The sequence below is a fragment of the Lampropedia aestuarii genome (genome assembly GCF_004803635.1).
GTDB lineage: Bacteria > Pseudomonadota > Gammaproteobacteria > Burkholderiales > Burkholderiaceae_C > Lampropedia > Lampropedia aestuarii.
Genome location: NZ_SSWX01000001.1, coordinates 251,103 through 271,181, shown reverse-complemented (window position 1 = coordinate 271,181; position 20,079 = coordinate 251,103). Strand labels below are relative to the sequence as shown.

General features: G+C 57.9%; 16 protein-coding genes. 11 read left to right on the top strand and 5 right to left on the bottom strand.

The window, feature by feature from the left end:
- Nucleotides 1–115: 115 nt before the first annotated feature.
- Both E8K88_RS01140 and ppk1 read left to right on the top strand, forming a co-directional pair.
- Nucleotides 116–373 carry a DUF2789 domain-containing protein gene (locus tag E8K88_RS01140; protein ID WP_136404789.1) on the top strand — a complete coding sequence of 86 codons (258 nt, stop codon included), beginning with the start codon at nt 116–118 and terminating at the stop codon, nt 371–373.
- A gap of 627 nt (nt 374–1,000) precedes the next feature.
- Nucleotides 1,001–3,145 carry a polyphosphate kinase 1 gene (ppk1, locus tag E8K88_RS01135; protein ID WP_240754259.1) on the top strand — a complete coding sequence of 715 codons (2,145 nt, stop codon included), beginning with the start codon at nt 1,001–1,003 and terminating at the stop codon, nt 3,143–3,145.
- Between the two features lie 87 nt (nt 3,146–3,232).
- On the opposite strand, the gene E8K88_RS01130 is transcribed toward ppk1, so the two are convergent.
- Together E8K88_RS01130 and E8K88_RS01125 are read right to left on the bottom strand one after the other, a co-directional pair.
- Nucleotides 3,233–4,009 (bottom strand): 2,3-dihydro-2,3-dihydroxybenzoate dehydrogenase, encoded by a 777-nt coding sequence (locus E8K88_RS01130; RefSeq protein WP_136404788.1) that lies wholly within the window; start codon nt 4,007–4,009, stop codon nt 3,233–3,235.
- Nucleotides 4,000–4,650, bottom strand: coding sequence for an isochorismatase family protein (locus E8K88_RS01125; RefSeq protein ID WP_136404787.1), 651 nt, complete (start codon nt 4,648–4,650; stop codon nt 4,000–4,002). Before E8K88_RS01125 ends, E8K88_RS01130 begins: the two co-directional genes overlap by 10 nt.
- Nucleotides 4,651–5,063: 413 nt before the next feature.
- Between E8K88_RS01125 and E8K88_RS01120 the strand changes: the two genes are divergently transcribed.
- The 3 genes from E8K88_RS01120 to E8K88_RS01110 all read left to right on the top strand — a co-directional run bounded on the left by E8K88_RS01120 (nt 5,064) and on the right by E8K88_RS01110 (nt 8,245).
- Complete coding sequence (locus E8K88_RS01120; protein ID WP_136404786.1) at nt 5,064–5,471, top strand: CidA/LrgA family protein; 408 nt, start codon at nt 5,064–5,066, stop codon at nt 5,469–5,471.
- A complete protein-coding gene (locus E8K88_RS01115; RefSeq protein ID WP_136404785.1) occupies nt 5,468–6,229 on the top strand; it encodes an LrgB family protein in 762 nt (253 codons plus the stop codon). The genes E8K88_RS01120 and E8K88_RS01115 overlap by 4 nt, the downstream gene beginning before the upstream one ends.
- 198 nt (nt 6,230–6,427) lie before the next feature.
- On the top strand, nt 6,428–8,245 hold the full coding sequence (locus tag E8K88_RS01110) for a bifunctional metallophosphatase/5'-nucleotidase (RefSeq protein ID WP_136404784.1): 1,818 nt from the start codon (nt 6,428–6,430) through the stop codon (nt 8,243–8,245).
- 73 nt (nt 8,246–8,318) lie between these two features.
- Here E8K88_RS01110 and panC read toward each other — a convergent pair whose 3' ends face one another.
- Both panC and panB read right to left on the bottom strand, forming a co-directional pair.
- Nucleotides 8,319–9,164: a pantoate--beta-alanine ligase gene (gene panC / locus E8K88_RS01105; RefSeq protein WP_136404783.1), complete on the bottom strand. Its 846-nt coding sequence runs from the start codon at nt 9,162–9,164 to the stop codon at nt 8,319–8,321.
- Between the two features lie 87 nt (nt 9,165–9,251).
- The gene (panB, locus tag E8K88_RS01100; RefSeq protein WP_136404782.1) at nt 9,252–10,148 is read right to left on the bottom strand and encodes a 3-methyl-2-oxobutanoate hydroxymethyltransferase; all 897 of its coding nucleotides are present in this window, start codon (nt 10,146–10,148) and stop codon (nt 9,252–9,254) included.
- Nucleotides 10,149–10,435: 287 nt separating this feature from the next.
- On the opposite strand from panB, the gene E8K88_RS01095 reads away from it, so the two are divergent.
- Nucleotides 10,436–11,623: an aminotransferase-like domain-containing protein gene (locus E8K88_RS01095; RefSeq protein ID WP_136404866.1), complete on the top strand. Its 1,188-nt coding sequence runs from the start codon at nt 10,436–10,438 to the stop codon at nt 11,621–11,623.
- Nucleotides 11,624–11,975: 352 nt separating this feature from the next.
- Here E8K88_RS01095 and E8K88_RS01090 read toward each other — a convergent pair whose 3' ends face one another.
- Nucleotides 11,976–12,767: an outer membrane protein assembly factor BamD gene (locus tag E8K88_RS01090; protein ID WP_136404781.1), complete on the bottom strand. Its 792-nt coding sequence runs from the start codon at nt 12,765–12,767 to the stop codon at nt 11,976–11,978.
- A 193-nt stretch (nt 12,768–12,960) separates the two neighbouring features.
- On the opposite strand from E8K88_RS01090, the gene dnaE reads away from it, so the two are divergent.
- The 5 genes from dnaE (at nt 12,961) to E8K88_RS01065 (ending at nt 19,995) form a co-directional block, all read left to right on the top strand.
- Nucleotides 12,961–16,545, top strand: a complete 3,585-nt coding sequence (dnaE, locus tag E8K88_RS01085) for a DNA polymerase III subunit alpha (protein WP_136404780.1) — start codon at nt 12,961–12,963, stop codon at nt 16,543–16,545.
- Nucleotides 16,546–16,650: 105 nt separating this feature from the next.
- Nucleotides 16,651–17,253, top strand: coding sequence for a DUF1415 domain-containing protein (locus tag E8K88_RS01080; protein WP_136404865.1), 603 nt, complete (start codon nt 16,651–16,653; stop codon nt 17,251–17,253).
- Nucleotides 17,250–18,152: a class I SAM-dependent methyltransferase gene (locus E8K88_RS01075; RefSeq protein ID WP_136404779.1), complete on the top strand. Its 903-nt coding sequence runs from the start codon at nt 17,250–17,252 to the stop codon at nt 18,150–18,152. The genes E8K88_RS01080 and E8K88_RS01075 overlap by 4 nt, the downstream gene beginning before the upstream one ends.
- Nucleotides 18,153–18,177: 25 nt before the next feature.
- Nucleotides 18,178–18,879, top strand: a complete 702-nt coding sequence (locus E8K88_RS01070; RefSeq protein ID WP_136404778.1) for a transposase — start codon at nt 18,178–18,180, stop codon at nt 18,877–18,879.
- A gap of 561 nt (nt 18,880–19,440) precedes the next feature.
- Nucleotides 19,441–19,995, top strand: a complete 555-nt coding sequence (locus E8K88_RS01065) for a hypothetical protein (protein WP_136404777.1) — start codon at nt 19,441–19,443, stop codon at nt 19,993–19,995.
- Nucleotides 19,996–20,079 lie beyond the last annotated feature (84 nt).

Genomic DNA, 20,079 nt, shown 5'->3' with positions numbered 1-20,079 from the left:
TAGGCTTGTGGTTGGCGGGCCATCCTGATATGCCTTGTGCATGCTTCGATGGCTTTGATTTTTCCATGCAGTGGGCACAAGCCGACTGCTTTTATGACAGCAAAGGAATGCCACTATGAATACCGCAGAGCCACGCATGAGCAATCTGTTCAAGCAACTGGGTTTGGATGACAGCGACCAGGCCATTGCAGACTTTATTCTCAAGCACCAATTGCCCGCCGAGGTGGAGATTGCCGATGCGCCTTTCTGGGAGGATGCGCAGCGCCAGTTCATTTGCGAGCAAATCAAAGCCGATGCGCCTTGGGCTTTGATCGTGGACCAGCTCAATGAGTCCTTGCACGAAGACGCAACCAAAGCCAAAGCAGGGCATTGAGTGCCATTGAGGAACACTGAGCGGCAGTGTGGCCGCTTTGGCAGGCGAGTGCTTGCATGTCCAAGGGGATTTGTCAAATCCTGCACAATGGGTTGATGAACGTGTCTATTGTCACCAATGGTTCTTGGTTAAGTCATCAAGGTGTCATAAAGTTGTCGTTAAATTCTGGTATTCGGGCTGCTAGAGTGCCGCCCTTCCGTAATTGATAACAGACCTACAATGCCCATCAAAAAAGCCGCCGGTTCAGACTCCCCGTCCCAGCATGTCGCCACGCCCAGCACGACAGGTGTTCAAAAGACAGCAGCGGTCAAATCAGTGGCTTCAAAAGCAAAATCTGCCGTGAAAACGGCTGCCTCGCACACCGCCTCGGTGCAAGAAAATGCAGGCACGCACAAGCCCAAAGCCAAATCGCCAGCACAGCCGCCCAGCACCACCAATTCGACCAGCAAAAGCGCACCCAGCAGCGCCACTGCCTTGGTGCCTGCCAGAGCCAATGCCGTGCTGCTCAGCCGCTCGGATGCAGACAGTATGAAGAACGCGATGAAAACTGCCAAAGCGTTGCAAGCGGCCACCGGCTCCATTTGGAGCGTGAACCGCAAGCAAATCGAAGCCGAGAGCGAATTGATCATGCATTTGGCAAGGCCCTCGGACATTGCCTGGCTTGATCGGGACCACAGCATTCTGGCTTTTAATGAACGTGTGTTTGATTGGGCCTTGCGCCCGGAAGTGCCGCTGCTCGAACGCCTGCGTTATCTGTGCATTGTCTCGTCTAACCTCGATGAGTTTTTTGAAGTACGTGTGGCTGACCACATCGAAGCTGCCCGCGATGGGGTCGAGGACGATGAATTGTCTGTGCAAAGCTTGCGCCGCCTGGCCGACACCGCGCACACACTGGTGCAGCGCCAGTACGAGCTCTACAACAAGGTGCTGCTGCCGGCCTTGCTCGATCAGGGCATTCAAATCGTCTCGCATGGCAAACGCAATGCAGGCCAGCGTCGCTGGGTTAAGGAATACTTTGACCGTGAAGTGCGTCCATTGCTCACGCCTGTGGCCCTCGATCCTGCCCACCCATTCCCGCAGGTGGCCAATAAATCGCTGAACTTCATTGTCCGTCTGGAGGGGGAAGATGCATTTGGCAACAGCAATGAGATTGCGATTGTCAAAGTGCCGCGTGTCTTGCCGCGTTTTGTGCGCCTGCCTGACTCGCTCTCGGGCGGCAAGGGCAAGATTGGTGTGGTGAGCCTCTCCAGCATGATCCGCGCCCATTTGGCCGAAATGTTCATCGGTCGCCAAGTGCTGGAGTTCTTCCAGTTTCGCGTCACGCGCCATTCTGACTTGGCCGTGACCGAAGGCGAAATGCAAAATTTGCGCACGGCGCTGCGCAAGGGTTTGCAGCACCGCCATTTTGGCAAAGCCACACGCATTGAGGTCTCCAGCGGCACCTCGGAGCCAATTGCCAAATTGCTGTTGGCCGAATTCAATTTGCCGCCAGAGGCGATGTTCCGGGTTGAAGGCCCAGTGAACCTGGTGCGCTTGAACCAGGTGGTCGATTTGGTCGGTGATAACCGACCGCAGCTGCTGTTTCCTCGCTGGATTCCACAATGGCCGCGTTCTTTGAAAAACAGCGATAACCTGTTTGCGCGCATCCGCCAAAAAGACGTGGTGATCCACCAGCCGTTTGAGAGTTTTGATGCTGTGGTGGAGTTTTTGCGCCAGGCCGTTAAAGACCCTGACGTGCTGGCCATCAAACAAACGGTGTACCGCACCGGGCCAGATTCGGTCATGATGGAATTGCTGCGTGAGGCCGTGCGCAAAGGCAAGGAAGTAACCGCCGTGGTTGAGCTCAAAGCGCGCTTCGATGAGGAGGCCAATATCAACTGGGCCGAAACCCTGGAGTCGATTGGCGTGCAGGTGGTCTACGGCATTGTGGGGCTGAAAACCCACGGCAAAATGCTGCTGGTCACGCGCCGTGAAACGCGTGGTCTCAAGCGCTATGGCCATTTGTCCACCGGTAACTACAACCCCAAAACAGCCAAAATCTATACCGATTTGAGCTATCTGACGGCCAATGAGGCGCTGACGGCCGATATGGATGCGGTCTTCACCTTGCTGGCCAGCCAGGCACAACTGCCGCGACTCAACCGCCTGCTGGTGGCGCCGTTCTCTCTGCAAAGCACGATGATGGCCCATATCGCTGGCGCGCAAGCAGCGGCCCAGGCAGGGCACAGCGCCCGCATCGTGGTCAAGACCAATGCGCTGACCGATTGGAAACTGGCCGAGGCCTTGCACCGCGCAGCGCAAGAAGGCGTGCAAGTGGATTTGATCATCCGCGCCGCCTGTGTGTTGCCAGCCGTCAATGAGACCGCCAAGGGCGGGGCGATTCGCATCCGCTCCATCGTTGGGCGCTTTCTCGAGCATACGCGGGTCTTTTTCTTCAAATACGGTGAAGAAGAGCACTTATACCTCTCCAGCGCAGACTGGATGAACCGCAATATGACGCGCCGCATTGAGTTGGGCTGGCCGGTGACCGATCCTAGCTTGCGCCAGCGCATCATCGATGAGTGCCTGGTGTCGTATTTGATGGACGATCAAGATGCATGGGTGCTGCTGGAAAATGGCACTTACCGCCGCTTGGACGGTGACAATGTCGGCGCCAGTGCGCAGCAAATGCTGGCGCATTACTACTCCGCCCAGCCCACGACCCGCCAGGCGCCGCGTTCCAAAAACTCCGTGGCGAAAATCATCAAAAGCACGACCTCCAAGCGCAAATAAGCCCTGCACTCAGCCAGACGCAGCCAATAAAAACGCAGCCTGGGCTGCGTTTTTATTCATCGCCTTGTGCGGGATCTGGCCTGCACTTCAGGCCCGCAAAGTGGCGCCACCATCCACGTACAAATCACTCATCGCGATGTGGCCAGCTTGCTCTGACAACATGAACATCACGGCATGTGCAATGTCCTCGGGGGTGGCCAGCTTGCGCAGCGGAATGCCGGCTTTGTACTGCTCTGGCAGGCCAGCAATCACCCGTTCAGCGCCATGCGCATCGCTCCACATGCCAGTTTGCATCGGCGTGAGTGTGGAGCCGGGCGCGACAATATTGCAGCGAATGCCGTGTGGTGCCAGCTCAAGGCCCAGGCAGCGTGTGAACATGGTCGCTGCGGCTTTGGAGGCTGCGTAAGCTGCCATCGCATGGCGCGCCACACCTGCGGCGTTGGAGCTGACCGTGACCATCGCACCGCGCTGGCGTGGCTGCATGCGCTGGGCCAGCGCGCGGCACACATGGAACACGCCATCGCAGTTGACTGCAAACACCTGCCGCCAGGCCTCATCGCTGGTCTCGGTCACCACGGTGTTGCATAGAACACCGGCGACATTGGCGCCTAAATCAATAGGGCCAATGCGCTCTTCGACCAAATCCACCAGGGCGTTGACGGCATTGGCGTCACGCACATCCAGTACATGGGCATGAAAGCGGCTGTGCTTGTCTCGCAAGGCAGCTGGCAGCTGCGGCAGCCGCACGTCGCTGGCAACAACGATGCAGCCCGCCTCCAGCAAGGTGCTGGCGACGGCCAGACCAATGCCACGCTCGGCGCCGGTGACAAAGGCCACGCGGTCTTGAAAACCGGTCAATTGCATACAGCCTCCTTTTCCAATGCAAGAATGTCTTGGGTCAGCACCGCAGGGGCGCAAGTCGATGCCGCCCACTGCAGTGCCTGCAGATGGTGTGCCTGGCTGAAGTCGCCCAAGGCATCGGCCACCATGAAGGGCTCGATATCACGCTGGAACGCCTCAGCAGCAGTTAACTGGCAGCCAATATGGGCATACACGCCACAGACCAGCAGCTGGTTGCGACCACGCGCTTTGAGCAAAGGCTCCAAATTGCTGCGTTGGAACGCGCTGTAGCGGTGTTTGACCAGCACCTGCTCGCCCGCATGTGGGGCCAGTTCTGGAATGATTGCCTCGTGCTCGGCAGTCGCACGCATGCCTGGACCCCACAGCGCGGCTTGCAGGCCGCGATCCAACAGCAACTGATCGCCTTTTTGCGCAGTGAAGAACACCGGAACTTGGTGATGCCTGCAAAACTGCAGCAGTTGCGCAATATGGTGTTTGATGTGTGGCAGAGGCGAAGCATCGGCCTGAAATGGGCGTAAAAAATACGCTTGCATATCATGCACCAACAGTGCCAGACGCGCGATGTCCAGGGTCCAGGGGGCTCGTGAAGCAGGCAGATTCTCTGCGCTAGGCAGTGAGTAAGGCGAGATGGCAGGCAAAGTCATAGAGGCACGCTAAAGGTTGGCTGAGAATTATAATCACTCGCATAACTTTTTGTGACTTGTAGTTGTGTAACATAAATCTGACATTGTTTTTGCACCAAAGTCTGCGTTTGGCTTGCCAGATGGCGCTTGCTCAATCGGCTTGCAAGCTGGGGTAGGTGCTTTGCTGGCAGCAAACAAGACAATGCAAGGCTGCGCATTTACCCTGAGAACGTGTTTACGATCTTTTTGCAGTCGCGCAAGGCACAAAAAAAGGCAGTGCAAGGCGCCTGTTGCAGCTCATAAGGCGGTATGAGCACAACGGGCAACGCTAGTAATGCGCTTTTTTGCGCCTTGCCCTCTGGGTTGAAGCCCAAAAGCACGCTACTTCACGCATATGCACTGCAAACTTTCCAGAAACCCCTAGAATCGCGGCCATGATTGCTTACGCCGCTGTTGCTTTAGCCCTTGCTGGGTGTTTGATTGCTGGGTCCTTGCTGGTGCAATGGATTGGCTTGCCGGTCCCTGGTGCCTTGCTTGGCATGCTGGTCTTGCTGGCTGTTTTATTGTGCCTGCCGCGTGTACCGCTTGCCTTGGGGCGTGTTTCTGACTGGATGCTGCGCAACCTCGTGCTGTGGATTTTGCCTTCGGCTTTGGGGGTGATTGCATATGGCGCTGCCTTGCAAGCGCATTGGCTGCCGATTGTGCTGGCCTCGGTGATTGGCACGGCGCTGACCGCCGCTGTGACGGCCTGGGTTTTTGTGGCGATGCTGCGTTTGACGGGCAAAACCAAACCGCCAGCGGCTCAAGTCAATTCTGTGGATTCAACGAAGGAGCAGGCATGATCGATGCCCATTATTGGCAGTCCATCATGGCATCTGCTTGGCAGGCGCTGTCGTGGTCGTGGTTGCTGTACACCGTACTGTGGAGCGGCCTGACGATTGCGGTGTATCTGCTGGCGGTGCAAGTCTACCGCCGCTCTGGTTTCCATTCATTGGCGATTCCGGTTGTGACCGCTGGCGCCACGATGGTCGTGGTGTTGGTGGCCACTGGCACGGCTTACAACGATTATGCGCAATCAGTGGCCTTGCTCAAATGGATGCTGGTGCCCGCCTTGGTTTTGCTGGCCGTGCCGATGCGCCAGCAACTGCAGCGCTTGCGGGCCGTCTGGTTGCCGCTGACGATGGCGGTGCTCGCTGGCAGTGCGACTGCGATTGCCAGTACCTTGGGTATTGCGTTGTTACTCGGAGTAGACGAAACCACGCTGATCTCCATGTTGCCCAAATCGGCCACGATGCCTATTGCGATTCAAGGCGCGCAGGCATTGGGCGGCGTTGGCGGCATTGTGGCCTTGAACGTTGTGGCCACCGGCGTGCTCGGTGCAATGATGGTGCCCTGGTTGCTGCGCCAGCTGCGCATTGAAGACGAGGTGGTGCGCGCTGCGACCTCCGGGTTGGTCGCGCATGCGATTGGCACGGCACGTGAGATGCAGCAAAGCCCTGCAACTGGTGCATTTTCTGCGCTGGCAATGAGCTTGACGGCTTTGTGCACAGCCGTGCTACTGCCGCTGGCCGTGTGGTTGCTGCGCTTGTGGAGCCATTGAGCACCGCAGGTACGCAGTTTTACAGCTCGGCAGTCGCCTGCGAAACAATGGATAAGCACCATCCTTGAGCAGATTGTGAGCAGACGTTGGAATGCGCCTGGCACCGATCATCAAGTTGACATACGCGAAACAGATAATCGCACGCGTTTGGCGCCATACCTGCGCCACAAGTCCTTATCTATTGCCTTGGCCACTCGTATGTTGACTTCCAAAAGAACCCTCCCATGGCGCTACTCTGTCGCCACGCTATGCCTTGTTGGCTTTCTGAGTGCCTGCGGCAGCGGCAGTGACGATGCTTCTGAGGCGCCCACCGAGCCTGCACGCAAGACGGCCACGATCTCCATTCTCGCCATCAATGACTTTCATGGCCGCTTGGAAAATGGCGGCACTGCATTGGTCCGCGATCCTGCCAATCCTGCAGGCACGCGTGCAACGCTAGGCGGCGCGGCTTACCTGCAGACGAGGCTGCAGCAGCTGCAGGCGAGCAATCCGCAAGGCTCTATCGTCGTGGCCAATGGCGATCTGATTGGCGCCTCGCCATTGGTCTCGCGTGCGTTCAACGACGAGCCAGCGATTGAAGTCCTGAATGCTCTGGGCGTGCAAGTTTCATCGGTAGGTAACCACGAATTCGACAATGGCAAGCAAGAGTTGCTGCGCTTGATTAACGGCGGCTGCCGCGCTGGTGACGTGATTGGCGTGGAGACCTGCTTGCGTGAAGGCCAGTTCGAGGGCGCGCGCTTTGACTATCTGGGCGCTAATGTGATCGACACGGATACCAACGCGCTCTTGCTGCCTGGCCATGTGGTCAAGACCATTGATGGAGTCAAGCTCGGCTTTATCGGTCTGACGCTGCAAGACACACCTAGCGTGGTCGCTGCCGGTGGTACTGACGGCCTGGAGTTTGCAGACGAAGTCGCATCGATCAATGCGCTGATTCCACAACTCAAACAAGAGTCAGTAGCTGCCATTGCCGTGTTGCTGCACAACGGGGGCACGACCCAAGCGGCAACCATCAATGAGCAGCACTGCAATAATCTCTCCCCTGACTTTGCCGCATTGCTGGCAGGCATCAGTGCGGAGGTCGATGTGGTGTTCACTGCCCACACCCACCGTGGTTACCAATGTGTGTTGCCTGATGGCAAGCTGCTGATCAGCGGTGCCAGCTATGGCCAATTGATCAGCCAGGTTGAGCTGACCATTGACCTGGCTACCAATGGTGTGATTGATAAGCGCAGCGAAAACCACCCGGTGGTCAATGACATCGGCGCTCTCAATTCAGATGGTGTGGCGATAGAAGTGCCCGCCATGTATCCGGTGCTTGGCAAGGACCCTGAGATTGCGGCGATGGTTGATTTCTACCGCAATCTGATCAAGCCGATTACCGACCAGATCGTGGGGCAGATTGATCGCCCGATGGCTGTAGAGGCCAATGCCAGTGGTGAATCGGTGCTGGCCAATTTGGTCGCAGACATTTACTTGTGGGAGACCAGCGAGCGTCCAGCCTATGCCAGCAGGCCTGCGCAAATTGCACTGACCAATCTTGGTGGTGTGCGCGCGGACCTGCCGACGACCACCGTGACCTACGGACAGCTGTATGACGTGATGCCGTTTGGCAACATCGCTGTGACGCGAGATATGACAGGGGCGCAAATTTACCGCTTGCTGGAGCAGCAATGGGAAGCGCCACAACCGTCTGGCAACAGCCGCATGCTGGGCTTCTCAACGGGCTTTGCCTACAGCTGGGATGCTCGCCAGCCTGAAGGTGCGCCAGCGGGCACCGGCCAGCGCGTGGTGGCTGGCTCGGTCACACTGCACGGTGTGCCGATTGCGCTGGAGCAAACCTACCGTGTCACCAGCAATGACTACATCGCGGGCGGTGGCGACAATATGACCATCATGCGCGAGACCACTAACGGCCAGGATGGCAGACTGGACCTGGACTTCACGGTCGATTACTTTCGCCAGGCAGGACTTGTGGCTGCGCCTGCGCAAAATCGCATTACACGCTTGAACTAAATAACTGCAAGCCAGGCCCATGCACATGGACTGGCTGCAGGCGCCCAATAGCGCAGCGTATTTCTGAGGTGGTTTAAACCACAAACTCCAGGTTATCAATCAAACGTGTGCTGCCAAGCCGCGCAGCGCCCAGCACCACCAATGGCGCCAGCGCGCCCGCCTGATCCACTGGCAATTGCAAATCGCTGCGCTGGCGTACGGTGATGTAATCGGCCTGCCAGCCCTGGGCGTTGAGCTGGGCCATGGCATTGGCTTCCAGCTGCGCCCAATTGCGCTCGCCAGACTGGACCAGCTCGACCGTGGCTTTCAGCACGGCGGCCAGTTGTGTGGCGTGTTGGCGCGCGGTGTCGTCTAAATACTGGTTGCGCGACGACAAGGCCAAGCCGTCTGTCGCGCGCTGCGTTGGGCCGGCGATGATCTCAATGGGCATTGCAAACTGCGCCACCATGCGTTGGATCACAGCCAGCTGCTGATAATCTTTTTGGCCAAACACCGCATGGGTTGGTTGCACGGCTTGCAGCAGCTTCATTACGACAGTGCAGACACCGTCAAAAAAGCCGGGGCGGAAATGGCCCTCCAAAATATCGGCAATCGCAGGGTCTGGCTGGATGCGGAACGTTTGTGGCTCAGGGTATAGCTCTTTCTCCAGTGGCGCAAACACCACGTCGCAGCCTTCGGCGCGCAGCTTGTCGCAGTCCGATTCGAGCGTGCGTGGGTAGGTGTCGAAATCCTCATGCGGCAAGAACTGCAAGCGGTTGACAAAAATCGTCGCGACAGTCGTGCCGCCCAAGGCCTTGGCTTGGCGAATCAGGCTCAGATGGCCTTCGTGCAGATTGCCCATGGTGGGCACGATGGTGCGCGGTGTGGGCAAGCTGGCCAACGTGGCGCGCAACTCTGCCAAAGTATGAATCAGATGCATGGTCGGGGGAGAAGAAGGTGGGGGGTAATCGGTTGGGGGGCGCAGCGCCTCAGCAGCGCTCGGCAGGGGGGCGGTGCTTAGGACTGATCAACTCCAAGCGTGTTCGGCATCAACGGGAAACTGGCCTTGCTTGACTGCTTGCACATAGGCTTGCATCGCGCCGGCAATGCTGCCCTGGCCCTGCATGAAGTTGCGCACAAACTTGGGCATTTTGCCGATGTTCATGCCCAGCATGTCGTGCAGCACCAGCACTTGGCCGGCTGTGCCCGCGCCCGCGCCAATGCCAATCGTTGCGCAATGCGGCAATTCCTGGGTGAGGGCGCTGGCCAAAGCAGTCGGCACCATCTCCAGCACCAACAATTGCGCGCCCGCATCAGCCAGGGCCTTGGCCTCTTGGCGCAAGGTGCTGGCTGCACCATCGCCACGCCCTTGCACGCGATAGCCGCCCAGGGCATGCACGGTTTGTGGCGTCAGCCCCAAGTGGGCGCAGACGGGAATGCCGCGTTGCGTCAGAAAACGCACGGTCTCGGTGGTCCAGCCTCCGCCTTCGAGTTTGACCATGTGCGCGCCAGCCTCCATCAGCACAACGGCACTGGCCAAGGCCTGCTCAGCAGATTGCTGGTAGCTGCCAAATGGCAGGTCGGCCACGACCCAGGCTGTGCCTTGTACGCGCCGCACGCCTCGTGCAACGCAGGCCGTGTGGTAGCGCATTTCGTCCAGGCTGACGCCTACTGTGCTGTGGCGGCCTTGGCAGACCATGCCCAGCGAATCGCCCACCAGGATGCACTCCACACCCGCGCTGTCGGCCATGGCCGCAAAGGTCGCATCGTAGGCAGTGAGCATGGTGATTTTCTCGCCACGCGCATGCATGTCCATCAAGCGCGGCAAGCTGATGGGTTTGCGCACGGCGGGTGCAGCTGCAGGGGGGAGGGTGCCATACGGGCTGGCAGTCAAGTCGGTGGGGGCCGAGTTGGGGCTGGACATGGTGAGCGTCTCCGTTATTGTGTGGTGTCAAAAGCGGCATCATGCGCTGCAGCGGATGCGAATGCTGCATTGCATCAAAGGCATGAATCGCGGCGATTGTGACATGTATTGGTAAAAATGCACAAGCCGCCCGCGCTGCAGGCGGCTGAGGCCGTGGCAAGAATTTGCTTGCTGGCGCGCTGCAGTCCGACCCGGCCAAGGCTATGATGTAGCCCGGCAGTGGCCATCCAGCATGTGCTTTGGCCTGCCAAACTCTTGTGATAACAGTGAATTCAGCCATGTCCACATTGCACTTTGCACAGCGCCTTCAAAATGTCGAAACCTCGGCAATTCGTGAGATCTTCAAACTCCTGGGCACTCCCGGCATCATCAGCTTCGCCGGTGGTTTCCCGGATGCGGCCCTGTTTGATGTGGAAGGCATCAATGCCGCTTCGCAGCAGGCCTTGAGCCAGCATGCCGGGCAGGCCTTGCAATACGGGCCCACTGAAGGTTATATGCCTTTGCGCGAGCAAATCGCCAGCACGTTGCGAGCGCAAGGCGCTGCTGTACAAGCCCAGCAACTGATTGTGACTACCGGCAGCCAGCAAGCCTTGGATTTGCTGGGCAAAACCATGGTTTCTCCGGGCGATAAAGTGCTGGTGGAAGGCCCGACCTTCTTGGCCACGATCCAGTGTTTTCGTTTGTATGGCGCTGACGTGGTTTCCGTGCCGATTGACCAAGATGGGGTGCAAGTCGATGTGCTGGAGCAGCAAATCAAGGAGCACCGCCCCAAGCTCATTTATTTGATTCCAACTTTTGGCAACCCCAGCGGCGCGATGCTGACGCTGGAGCGTCGCAAACGCATTCTGGAGCTGGCGGCGCAGTACAAGGTGCTGGTGGTCGAAGACAATCCCTATGGTGAGTTGTATTTTGACGCGCCACCACCGCCCACTTTGCTGACCTTGAGCGAGCAAGTGCCTGGCAGCCGTGACTACCTGGCGTATTGCGGCAGCTTCTCCAAAGTGGTTTCTCCAGGCTTGCGTTTGGGCTGGATGGTGGCGCCCGATGCCTTGCTGGCGAACGCTGCGATGTGCAAACAATTCAGCGATGCCAACAGCAGCATGCTGACCCAGGTCACGGCCAGCGAATACCTGGCAAGCGGACGTTTGCCTGCGGCCTTGCAGCGTGTCCAAAAAGTGTATGCCGAACGCGCCCGTGTGATGATGCGCCATTTGGATGAATGTTTGGGCGATGCCTTGCAGTACACCGCCCCACAAGGGGGCATGTTCATTTGGGCCAGCTTGACCGGAGCTGGGGGGGGCAGCCGCGATGCCGCAGCGTTTGTCAAACGCGGCGTCGAAAAAGGCGTGGCGGCTGTGCCCGGCGCGCCATTCTTTGCGACCCATGTGGACCATTCGACGTTCCGCATGAGCTATGCCAGCGTACCCGAAGACAAAATCATTGAAGGTGTCAAACGCCTGGCGCAGGCTTTGTAAAAGCGCGAGGCATTGGTCATCCCTGCGCACATCAAGTTGTGCGCAGCCCTGCTTAAACCGCTGGTGTTAGGCAGCGTGGGCGTTCAGTGCGCTGTTGGCAGGCAAGGTGGCACTTTGACTGGGGTGCGGCACCAAAAACAGAAATGCCACCGCGGTGTAACCGGCGCCATCGTCGTCATACAAACCCGACAGGCTGAGCGCTTTCAGCAGCTGACAGCTGACAGCTGCTTTTGGCGCAGCTGTGGCAGCTAACCAGCACAGGGCTTAAGGGCTTCAGACTGCGGTGGAATAGATCGGTTGTGCGTGAATTGGCAGCATGCTTGGCTTAGAGCCTGAGCAAACCGCTAGGCGCTCACCAGAATTTCCACCAGCTGGAAGACTTGGTCGTCGCTGTACTGCCTGTGCCTTCGGGGAACGAGGCCTGAATCACACGGCGCGTGTCGTCGCGCAGTTGGGTCATGCCCAGCTTGTCGTACGAGCTTTCAATGATTTGCAGGGCCTCTGCCAATGCGGGCGCATCTTGGTAGTCTTGCAAGGCCAATTGGGCGCGGTTGATCGCCGCCACATAGGCGCCACGTGAGTAGTAGTAGCGCGCGACATGGACTTCGTAAGCGGCCAAGGCGTTGACGATGTACACCATGCGCTGGTGGGCGTCAGCCGCGTAGCGTGAATCAGGGAAGCGCTCGACCAGTTCTTTAAAGGACTCAAACGACTCCTTGGCCGCCCGTTGATCCCGCTCAGACAAGTCCTGGCGCTGCAGCCAGGAGAACAGGCCCAGGTTGTCGTTGAAGTTGATGATGCCCTTGAGGTACAAGGCGTAATCCAGCGCTGGGCTGGCTGGGTGCAGCATGATGAAACGGTTGAGCGTGGCAATCGCTTGCGCAGGTTCGCCGTCACGGTATTGGGCGTAGGCTTTCTCAAGCTGTGCCTGTTGCGCCAGCGGGGTCCCTGCGGCACGGCCTTCCAAGCGTTCAAAGATTGGAATGGCTTTGGTGTAGTTTGCCGAATTGACTTCGCTGCGCGCTTCGTTGTAGAGCTGGTCAGGTGTCCAGTTGGCTGTGCGGTCCTCAGTCGTGCTGGAACAAGCGGCCAAAAAAGCGGTGGTGGCTATCACAGCCCAGAGGTGGCGTTTGGAAGATGTCATGCGTGCACAGATCAAGGCGCGAAGCCTCTCCAATAAAACAACTGACACGCATTGTAATGGTGTCGAGTGCAAAAGCTCATTTGTACAGCATTTTCCAGCATGGGAATCGCATGCCATCGGCATATTTGATTCTCTGTGAGTGACTTGTCAGGCTCTGCCGAGTGTTCCTCATCAGGCTCTAAAATACCCGGCTATGTTTGTACACCTGCGCTTGCACACTGAATTCTCCGTTGTTGACGGAACGACCCGCATTGCCGATGCGGTCTCTAAAGCCGCTAAAGACGGTCAGCCCGCCTTGGCCATTACCGACTTTAACAATCTTTTTGGCGCGCTCAAGCTCTATACCAAGGCCCGTGGCAAAGGGGTTAAGCCTATTTTGGGCGCCGATGTGGCGGTTGCAGGCGCTGCAGGCGAGCCCACCAGCCGCTTGCTGCTGCTGGTGCAGGATTGGCAAGGGTATTTGAGCTTGAACGCTTTGCTGTCACTGGCCTGGACCGACAACAGCCGAGAATGGGGTGAGGCCAAGATCAGCATGGCGCAGCTGGAGCAATACAACGAGGGGCTGATTGTCCTGTCCGGTGCGCACCAGGGCGCAATCGGCCAGAGCTTGTTGCGCGGTGATTTCCCGCAGGCGTTTGAGCGCGCGATGGCCTTGGCGCGCATCTTCCCGCAGCGCTTTTATATGGAAGTGCAGCGTGCTGGCCGCAAAGAGGATGAGGCGCATCTGACGCAGGCTGTGCAATTGGCCAGCAAGGCTGGCTTGCCGGTGGTGGCCACGCACCCGATACAGTTTCTCAAGGCCGATGATTTTGAGTCGCACGAGGCGCGCGTGTGCATTGCTGAGGGCGAGATTTTGGGCGACCAAAAACGCCCACGCCGCTTTACCCGCGAGCAATACTTTACAACCACGGAGCAAATGCAGGCCTTGTTTGCTGATTTGCCCTCGGCGCTGGCCAACTCGGTAGAAATTGCCAAGCGTTGCAACATCGACCTGGTGCTGGGCAAGCCGCAATTGCCTGATTTTCCGATTCCCGATGGCATGACGGTGCCCGAGTATTTCCGCCATGTCTCGTTTGCCGGGTTGGAAGACCGCTTGGCTTTGCTGTATCCAGACACTGCCAAGCGCGACGCCGAGCGGCCGCGCTATGTTGAGCGCCTGGAGTTTGAGCTGACGACCATTCTGAACATGGGCTTTCCCGGCTATTTTCTGATCGTGTCGGACTTTATCCAGTGGGCCAAGGAAAATGGTTGCCCGGTTGGGCCGGGGCGTGGTTCGGGAGCAGGCTCGCTGGTTGCTTATGTATTGCTGATTACCGATTTGGATCCGCTGCAATACAACCTGCTGTTTGAGCGCTTCTTGAATCCAGAGCGGGTCTCGATGCCCGACTTTGACATTGACTTTTGCCAGTCCAACCGTGACCGGGTGATTGACTATGTCAAACAAAAATACGGCCGCGATGCGGTCAGCCAGATCGCGACCTTTGGTTCACTGGCAGCACGTGCAGCGATTCGTGACGTGGGCCGGGTGATGGACATGGGCTATGGCTTTTGCGATGGCATCAGCAAGCTCATTCCGAACAAACCCGGCAAGCCGGTCACGATCCAGTACCCACCGGCGGATGTGTCCGAAGCAGACAAAGAAAAATACGCGATTGCTGCTGAGCCGATGCTGGCCGCGCGCATTGAGAACGAGGAAGAGGTCAAAGCGCTGGTGGAAATGGCGCAAAAACTCGAAGGCCTGACACGCAACATCGGCATGCACGCCGGGGGCGTACTGATTGCGCCAGGCAAGCTGACGGACTTTTGCCCGCTGTACCAGCAGCCTGGCAGCGAATCGGCGGTGAGCCAGTATGACAAGGACGACGTGGAGGCGATTGGCCTTGTGAAGTTCGACTTCCTGGGTCTGGCGACGCTGACGATTCTGGAGTTGGCGCGCCAGTTCATTGTGGCGCGCCATCCAGGGCAAAAAGACTTTGCCTTTGAAAAGCTGCCGCTGGACGATTGGCCAACCTACAAGCTGTTCCAGGACGGTAAGACCGAGGCCGTGTTCCAGTTTGAAAGCCGCGGCATGCAGGGCATGTTGAAAGAGGCCAAGCCCAGCCGTTTGGAAGACCTGATTGCGCTCAACGCCTTGTACCGACCAGGGCCGATGGATCTGATCCCGTCGTTTGTGGCGCGCAAACACGGCAAGGAAGACGTCGAGTACCCGCACCCGCTGGTCGAGCCCGTGCTGTCAGAAACCTACGGCATCATGGTGTACCAAGAGCAGGTGATGCAAACGGCGCAGATTTTGGGGGGGTACTCGCTGGGCGGCGCCGACTTGCTGCGCCGCGCGATGGGCAAGAAAAAAGCCGAGGAGATGGCCAAGCACCGCCTGATCTTCCGCGAAGGTGCGGCCAAAAACGGCATTGAAGAAGCCAAGGCCGATGAAATTTTCGACTTGATGGAGAAGTTCGCGGGCTACGGCTTTAACAAGTCGCACGCCGCTGCTTACTCGCTGCTGGCCTACCACACTGCATGGTTGAAGGTGCATTACACGGCCGAGTTCTTCTGCGCCAACATGACCATCGAGATGGACGACACCGACAAGCTCAAGGTGCTCCTGGAAGATGCGCAGAAATTCGGTATCCGTTTTGATCCGCCCGATGTCAACCACGGCGCTTACCGCTTTGAGCCCATCAGCGACAAGCAGATCCGCTACGGCCTGGGCGCGGTAAAAGGCACGGGCCAGGCGGCGATTGAAGCGATTGTGGCTGCGCGTGAAGGCCGCGGCGAGAATGACAAAGGCAAGCAAGCTGGGCCCTTCAAGAGCCTGTTTGATTTTTGCCTGCGCGTGGACAAGCACAAAATCAACAAACGCACCGTGGATGCGCTGATCCGTGCTGGCGCGTTTGATTCGATCAATCCGAACCGGGCTTCGCTGTCGGCTACGCTGGACACCGCATTTGAATGGGCGGCCACGCAGCATGCGAATGCCAACCAGGGTGGCTTGTTTGACATGCTCGGCGACGATGCGGTTGGCGCCAGTGCGCAAGAGCCTGACATGGCCCAGGTCATGCCCTGGGGCATTCGCGAGCAGTTGCTCAATGAAAAAGCCGCATTGGGTTTTTTCCTCTCCGGCCATTTGTTTGACGAGTATGAGTCCGAGGTGCGGCAGTTTGCCAAAGTGCCGATTGCCGATTTGGAGGACACGCGCGACACGCAGCGCGTCAGCGGCATCATCAGCGGCCTGCGCTCGATCAATGGCAACCGCGGCAAGATCCATATCTTCACGCTGGATGACAAAAGCGCCAGCATCGAGGCGACGATGGACGACGCGATGATGACCGCCTGCGCTGACCGCATCAAAGACGATGAATTGGTGGTGCTCAATGTGCGCTACCAGGCAGGCCGCAATGGTTTTGAGCCGCGCTTGAATGTGCAGGAAGTGATGGACTTGGCGGCCGCACGCTGTGCATTTGGCCGCTGGCTGATGCTCGACTGGAGCCAGGCCGACCCAACGCAGCAACAGCAGAGCATGCAGCAACTGAGCCAATGGTTGGACAACCACCGCCCGCCGCCAGCGCCTGACATTGATGAGCAAGCCCAAAGCGATGGCACACCGCCGCGCAAAACCGGTGTGCGCCTGCGTTTGCACCTGAACTGCCAAGCCGCACAAGGCTCGGCCAAAGTCGATTTGCTGATGCCGCCCAACCAGGCCATTTACCCCAGCGATGCCGCCTTGCATGCCTTGCGCGTAGTCAATGGGGGGGCCGGTGTCACAATGGTCTACCCCTGAAGCCCGCTTGTTTGTCTTCAGTTACCTTGTATCAACACGCCACGCATGCAGGCTGGCAAGCCCAGCGATGGCATCAATCAGCCACGATTGCCCCACATGACCACTATGTCTGACGCAGAGTCTTCTTCCAATTTGCCGCAGCCCGAGGCCGCCAGCACCGAGGCGATGGTGCAAGCCACCCGCCATTGGGTCGATACGGCCGTGATCGGCCTGAATTTGTGCCCGTTTGCCAAAGCCGTACAAACCAAAGGCCTGGTGCATTACACCGTTAGCCAGGCGCAAGATACACGCAGTTTACTCAAAGACCTGGCCAAGGAGTTGATCACCTTGGCCGATCTGCCGCCTGAGCAGCGTGACACCACACTGCTGATCGTGCCCTATGTGCTGCAGGATTTTCTGGATTTCAATGATTTTCTCGACGATGCCGACGCCTTGCTGGAGCACCTGAACTTGGCGGACCAGTTGCAAATCGCTGACTTCCATCCGAACTACCAGTTTGCCGGCACTGAGGCGGGCGATGTCAGTAACTACACCAACCGCGCCCCATACCCGACCTTGCATTTGCTGCGCGAAGACAGCATTGACCTGGCGGTTGAAGCCTTTCCCGATGCCAGTGCGATTTTTGAGCGCAACATCGACAAGCTCGAAGAGCTGGGTCTGGAAGGCTTGCGCAAACTGGGCATCGCCTATGGAGCAGACAAAGCATGAGCCAAGGCAAACACAAGGGGGCAGCCGGCAAGCCACGCGCTGCAGCCAAGCCAGCCCAAGCCAGCAACCCGTTGGCCGATTTGGGTTTGGACGAAGGCGTTTCAGTGGAGTTGCTGCAGGCATTGCATATCCTGACGCGCGAAGGCAAGCTCAACCAGGACTCACGCCGCAAGCTCAAACAAGTGCTGCACCTGGTGCGCTTTATCGAGCCCTTGATTGAGGAAATGGCCTGCAACGGCCAATGCCCCACCTTGGTCGACCATGGCGCTGGCAAATCGTATTTGGGCTTTATGCTGTATGACCTGGTGCTGCGGCCACTGGGGCGTGGGCGCGTGGTGGGCGTGGAGTTTCGCCCTGAGCTGGTGGCTCAATCGCAATCCCTGGCCCAGCGCCAAGGGTTTGAGCGCATGGACTTCTTGCCCATTGCAGTTGCCGACAGCGTCGAGCACCCGCTGCTGCCTGCGCAAGTGGACATTGTCACGGCGCTGCATGCCTGCGATACCGCCACCGACGATGCCATCGCTTTTGGTTTGGCCAAAAACGCCAAGGCCATGGTCTTGGTGCCCTGTTGTCAGGCTGAGGTAGCCGCGCACATGCGCACGAACAAGGCGATGAATCTGGCCAGAACCCCGCTGGCTGAGTTGTGGCGCCACCCCTTGCACACGCGTGAACTGGGCAGCCACCTGACCAATGTGCTGCGCTGCCTGTATTTGGAAGCCTGTGGCTACCAGGTGACCGTCACCGAATTGATTGGCTGGGAGCACAGCATGAAAAACGAGTTGATCATTGCCCGTAAAACCGGCCAGCCCAAGCGCAGCGCCAGGGAGCGGATGCACCACATTGCCGAGGAAATGGGTTTGCAGGAACTGCTTGCGCGCCGCTTTGCCGCTATTGTCTAAATCTTGATACTGCACTGAGGATGTCATGGCACGATTGCCGCGCTTGGTTATTCCCGATCTTCCCCACCATGTGGTGCTGCGCAGCATCAACCGGCAGTCGGTGTTCCTTGACAGTCAGGACTACGAGTTTTTTTTGGATGCGCTACAAGAGCAACTGCAGGGCCAGGCCATCAAGCTGCATGCGTATGTCCTGCTGGACCACAAGATCCATTTGCTGTTGACCCCGCAAACCGACGCGGTGCTCAGTCGCCTGATGCAAGGCCTGGGCCGGCGCTATGTGCGCTATTTCAACCAACGCTACCAACGTTTTGGCACCTTGTGGGAAGGGCGGTTTCGCGCCGGCCCGATGCAGCCTTCGCCCTATGTGCTGGCGGTGATGACCTTGCTGGACTGGATGCCGGTGCGTGCAGGCCAGGCGCAGCAACCCAAAGACTATGCATGGTCCAGCCATCGGCACTGGAGCGGTTTCGAGCACCGCAAACTGCTCAGCCCGCACCCGCTGTACTGGGAATTGGCCGACACCCCGTTTGGTCGCGAAGCGGCTTACCAGGCCTTGGTCGGCGCTGGTATTGGCAGTACCTTGACTGAGAGCATCGAGCACAGTGCCATGGGCGGCTGGCTGCTGGGCAGCCCGCATTTTGTGCAGGACATGTCCGAGCGGGTGGAGCGCCGGGTTGGGCCGGGCAAACCCGGCAGGCCTCGAAAGTTGGCGGACTCGAAAGCCTGAATCTGTTGTATTGCGGCGCTGGGCAAATAGTGTCAATATCCTGCCAGGCATCGGCGCTTTGGGCACGCTTTGAGATTGCGCATGTGCAGGCCAAGCGCCAACCGCTGGCAGCTGGCAGCTCTAGCGGTGGCTGAACCATATCGCTTGTGACGCTGATGCTGCTCAAGCCCCCACCAAACGTTTATAGCGCTACACCAAGACACCCAAACACTGGGTTGCAGATACCTGTGCCAATAATGCCAAATGTTGCTAATTTGTGTATTTATTGCATTATTTGACTTTGAGATACTTTGTGAATTGCATAAACTCCAATAGTTACCAAGTCAGTGTGTAGCAGTGCCGTGACCAGAGGCACAGAACAAGAGGGTAAAACTTCCGTTGCATGTACGCATAACTAGGTGGGCGCTTGTTGGCCTCGAAGGTGGGCAACTGGCTTTGCTTTCGCTAGTAATTGGCAGTGCCATAGGCAAGGCATTGGCACTGTGCAGTTCATTACATCCCAGCTGTGATGCGATTCATGCAGACGACTTCATGTTTGTTTAGCAAGTGAGGAGCGTTCAGATGTTGTTTCATTCCAAAGTGCCCAGAGCACGCCCCCCATCGCAAGCACCGGCGGCACTCAAGCTGCGTCGTTGGGGCAAGATGCTGAAAACCGCGGCCAGCCATTTGGGCCTTGCCTTGGGCTTGGCGGCCAGTCTTTATTCCAGCCAAGCTGCGGCGCAAGAGACGCCATTCACTTGCAGCTCGGTATATGGAGTGACCAACGGAGGGGATCTTTACTCTATAGATGATCAGGGAAATACGGAGTTTGTACGCAGTATTGGCTATGCCGGCGTCAACCCTTTGGGAATTGGTCCAGGGGGAAGGTACGCGTACATTGCCAGACAAACGACGGCCAGCGGCCCACAGGGGTCGGTGATAGTTTATGACTCGCTATTGGATGAAGTCAGCTCCAGCTCTGCTGCACCCCAACTCCAGCCTGGTATGGCTCGATTCATTGCAGGCGCTGTTAATCCTGTCAATGGTTGGTTTTACATTGCAGCGCCAAACACAGCTGGCAATGTATTTTTTTTATACGCTTACAACCCGGATACACCCGCAATCGCTGCCGTTTAAGTTGGCAGGATCACCAATATTTATGGTGGAAATGGTGATATTGCTTTTGACAGTTCTGGCAACCTGTTTTTAGTGGCAGGTGAT

What these genes read in the sequence shown, in the direction of transcription:
- E8K88_RS01115 (WP_136404785.1), top strand. Translation starts at nt 5,468, where the DNA reads ATGATCGATGCCCATTATTGGCAGTCCATCATGGCATCTGCTTGGCAG.
- E8K88_RS01070 (WP_136404778.1), top strand. Translation starts at nt 18,178, where the DNA reads ATGGCACGATTGCCGCGCTTGGTTATTCCCGATCTTCCCCACCATGTG.
- E8K88_RS01140 (WP_136404789.1), top strand. Translation starts at nt 116, where the DNA reads ATGAATACCGCAGAGCCACGCATGAGCAATCTGTTCAAGCAACTGGGT.
- E8K88_RS01065 (WP_136404777.1), top strand. Translation starts at nt 19,441, where the DNA reads ATGTTGTTTCATTCCAAAGTGCCCAGAGCACGCCCCCCATCGCAAGCA.
- ppk1 (WP_240754259.1), top strand. Translation starts at nt 1,001, where the DNA reads ATGCATTTGGCAAGGCCCTCGGACATTGCCTGGCTTGATCGGGACCAC.
- panC (WP_136404783.1), bottom strand. Translation starts at nt 9,164, where the DNA reads ATGCATCTGATTCATACTTTGGCAGAGTTGCGCGCCACGTTGGCCAGC.
- E8K88_RS01130 (WP_136404788.1), bottom strand. Translation starts at nt 4,009, where the DNA reads ATGCAATTGACCGGTTTTCAAGACCGCGTGGCCTTTGTCACCGGCGCC.
- E8K88_RS01075 (WP_136404779.1), top strand. Translation starts at nt 17,250, where the DNA reads ATGAGCCAAGGCAAACACAAGGGGGCAGCCGGCAAGCCACGCGCTGCA.
- E8K88_RS01120 (WP_136404786.1), top strand. Translation starts at nt 5,064, where the DNA reads ATGATTGCTTACGCCGCTGTTGCTTTAGCCCTTGCTGGGTGTTTGATT.
- E8K88_RS01125 (WP_136404787.1), bottom strand. Translation starts at nt 4,650, where the DNA reads ATGACTTTGCCTGCCATCTCGCCTTACTCACTGCCTAGCGCAGAGAAT.
- dnaE (WP_136404780.1), top strand. Translation starts at nt 12,961, where the DNA reads ATGTTTGTACACCTGCGCTTGCACACTGAATTCTCCGTTGTTGACGGA.
- E8K88_RS01090 (WP_136404781.1), bottom strand. Translation starts at nt 12,767, where the DNA reads ATGACATCTTCCAAACGCCACCTCTGGGCTGTGATAGCCACCACCGCT.
- panB (WP_136404782.1), bottom strand. Translation starts at nt 10,148, where the DNA reads ATGTCCAGCCCCAACTCGGCCCCCACCGACTTGACTGCCAGCCCGTAT.
- E8K88_RS01080 (WP_136404865.1), top strand. Translation starts at nt 16,651, where the DNA reads ATGTCTGACGCAGAGTCTTCTTCCAATTTGCCGCAGCCCGAGGCCGCC.
- E8K88_RS01110 (WP_136404784.1), top strand. Translation starts at nt 6,428, where the DNA reads ATGTTGACTTCCAAAAGAACCCTCCCATGGCGCTACTCTGTCGCCACG.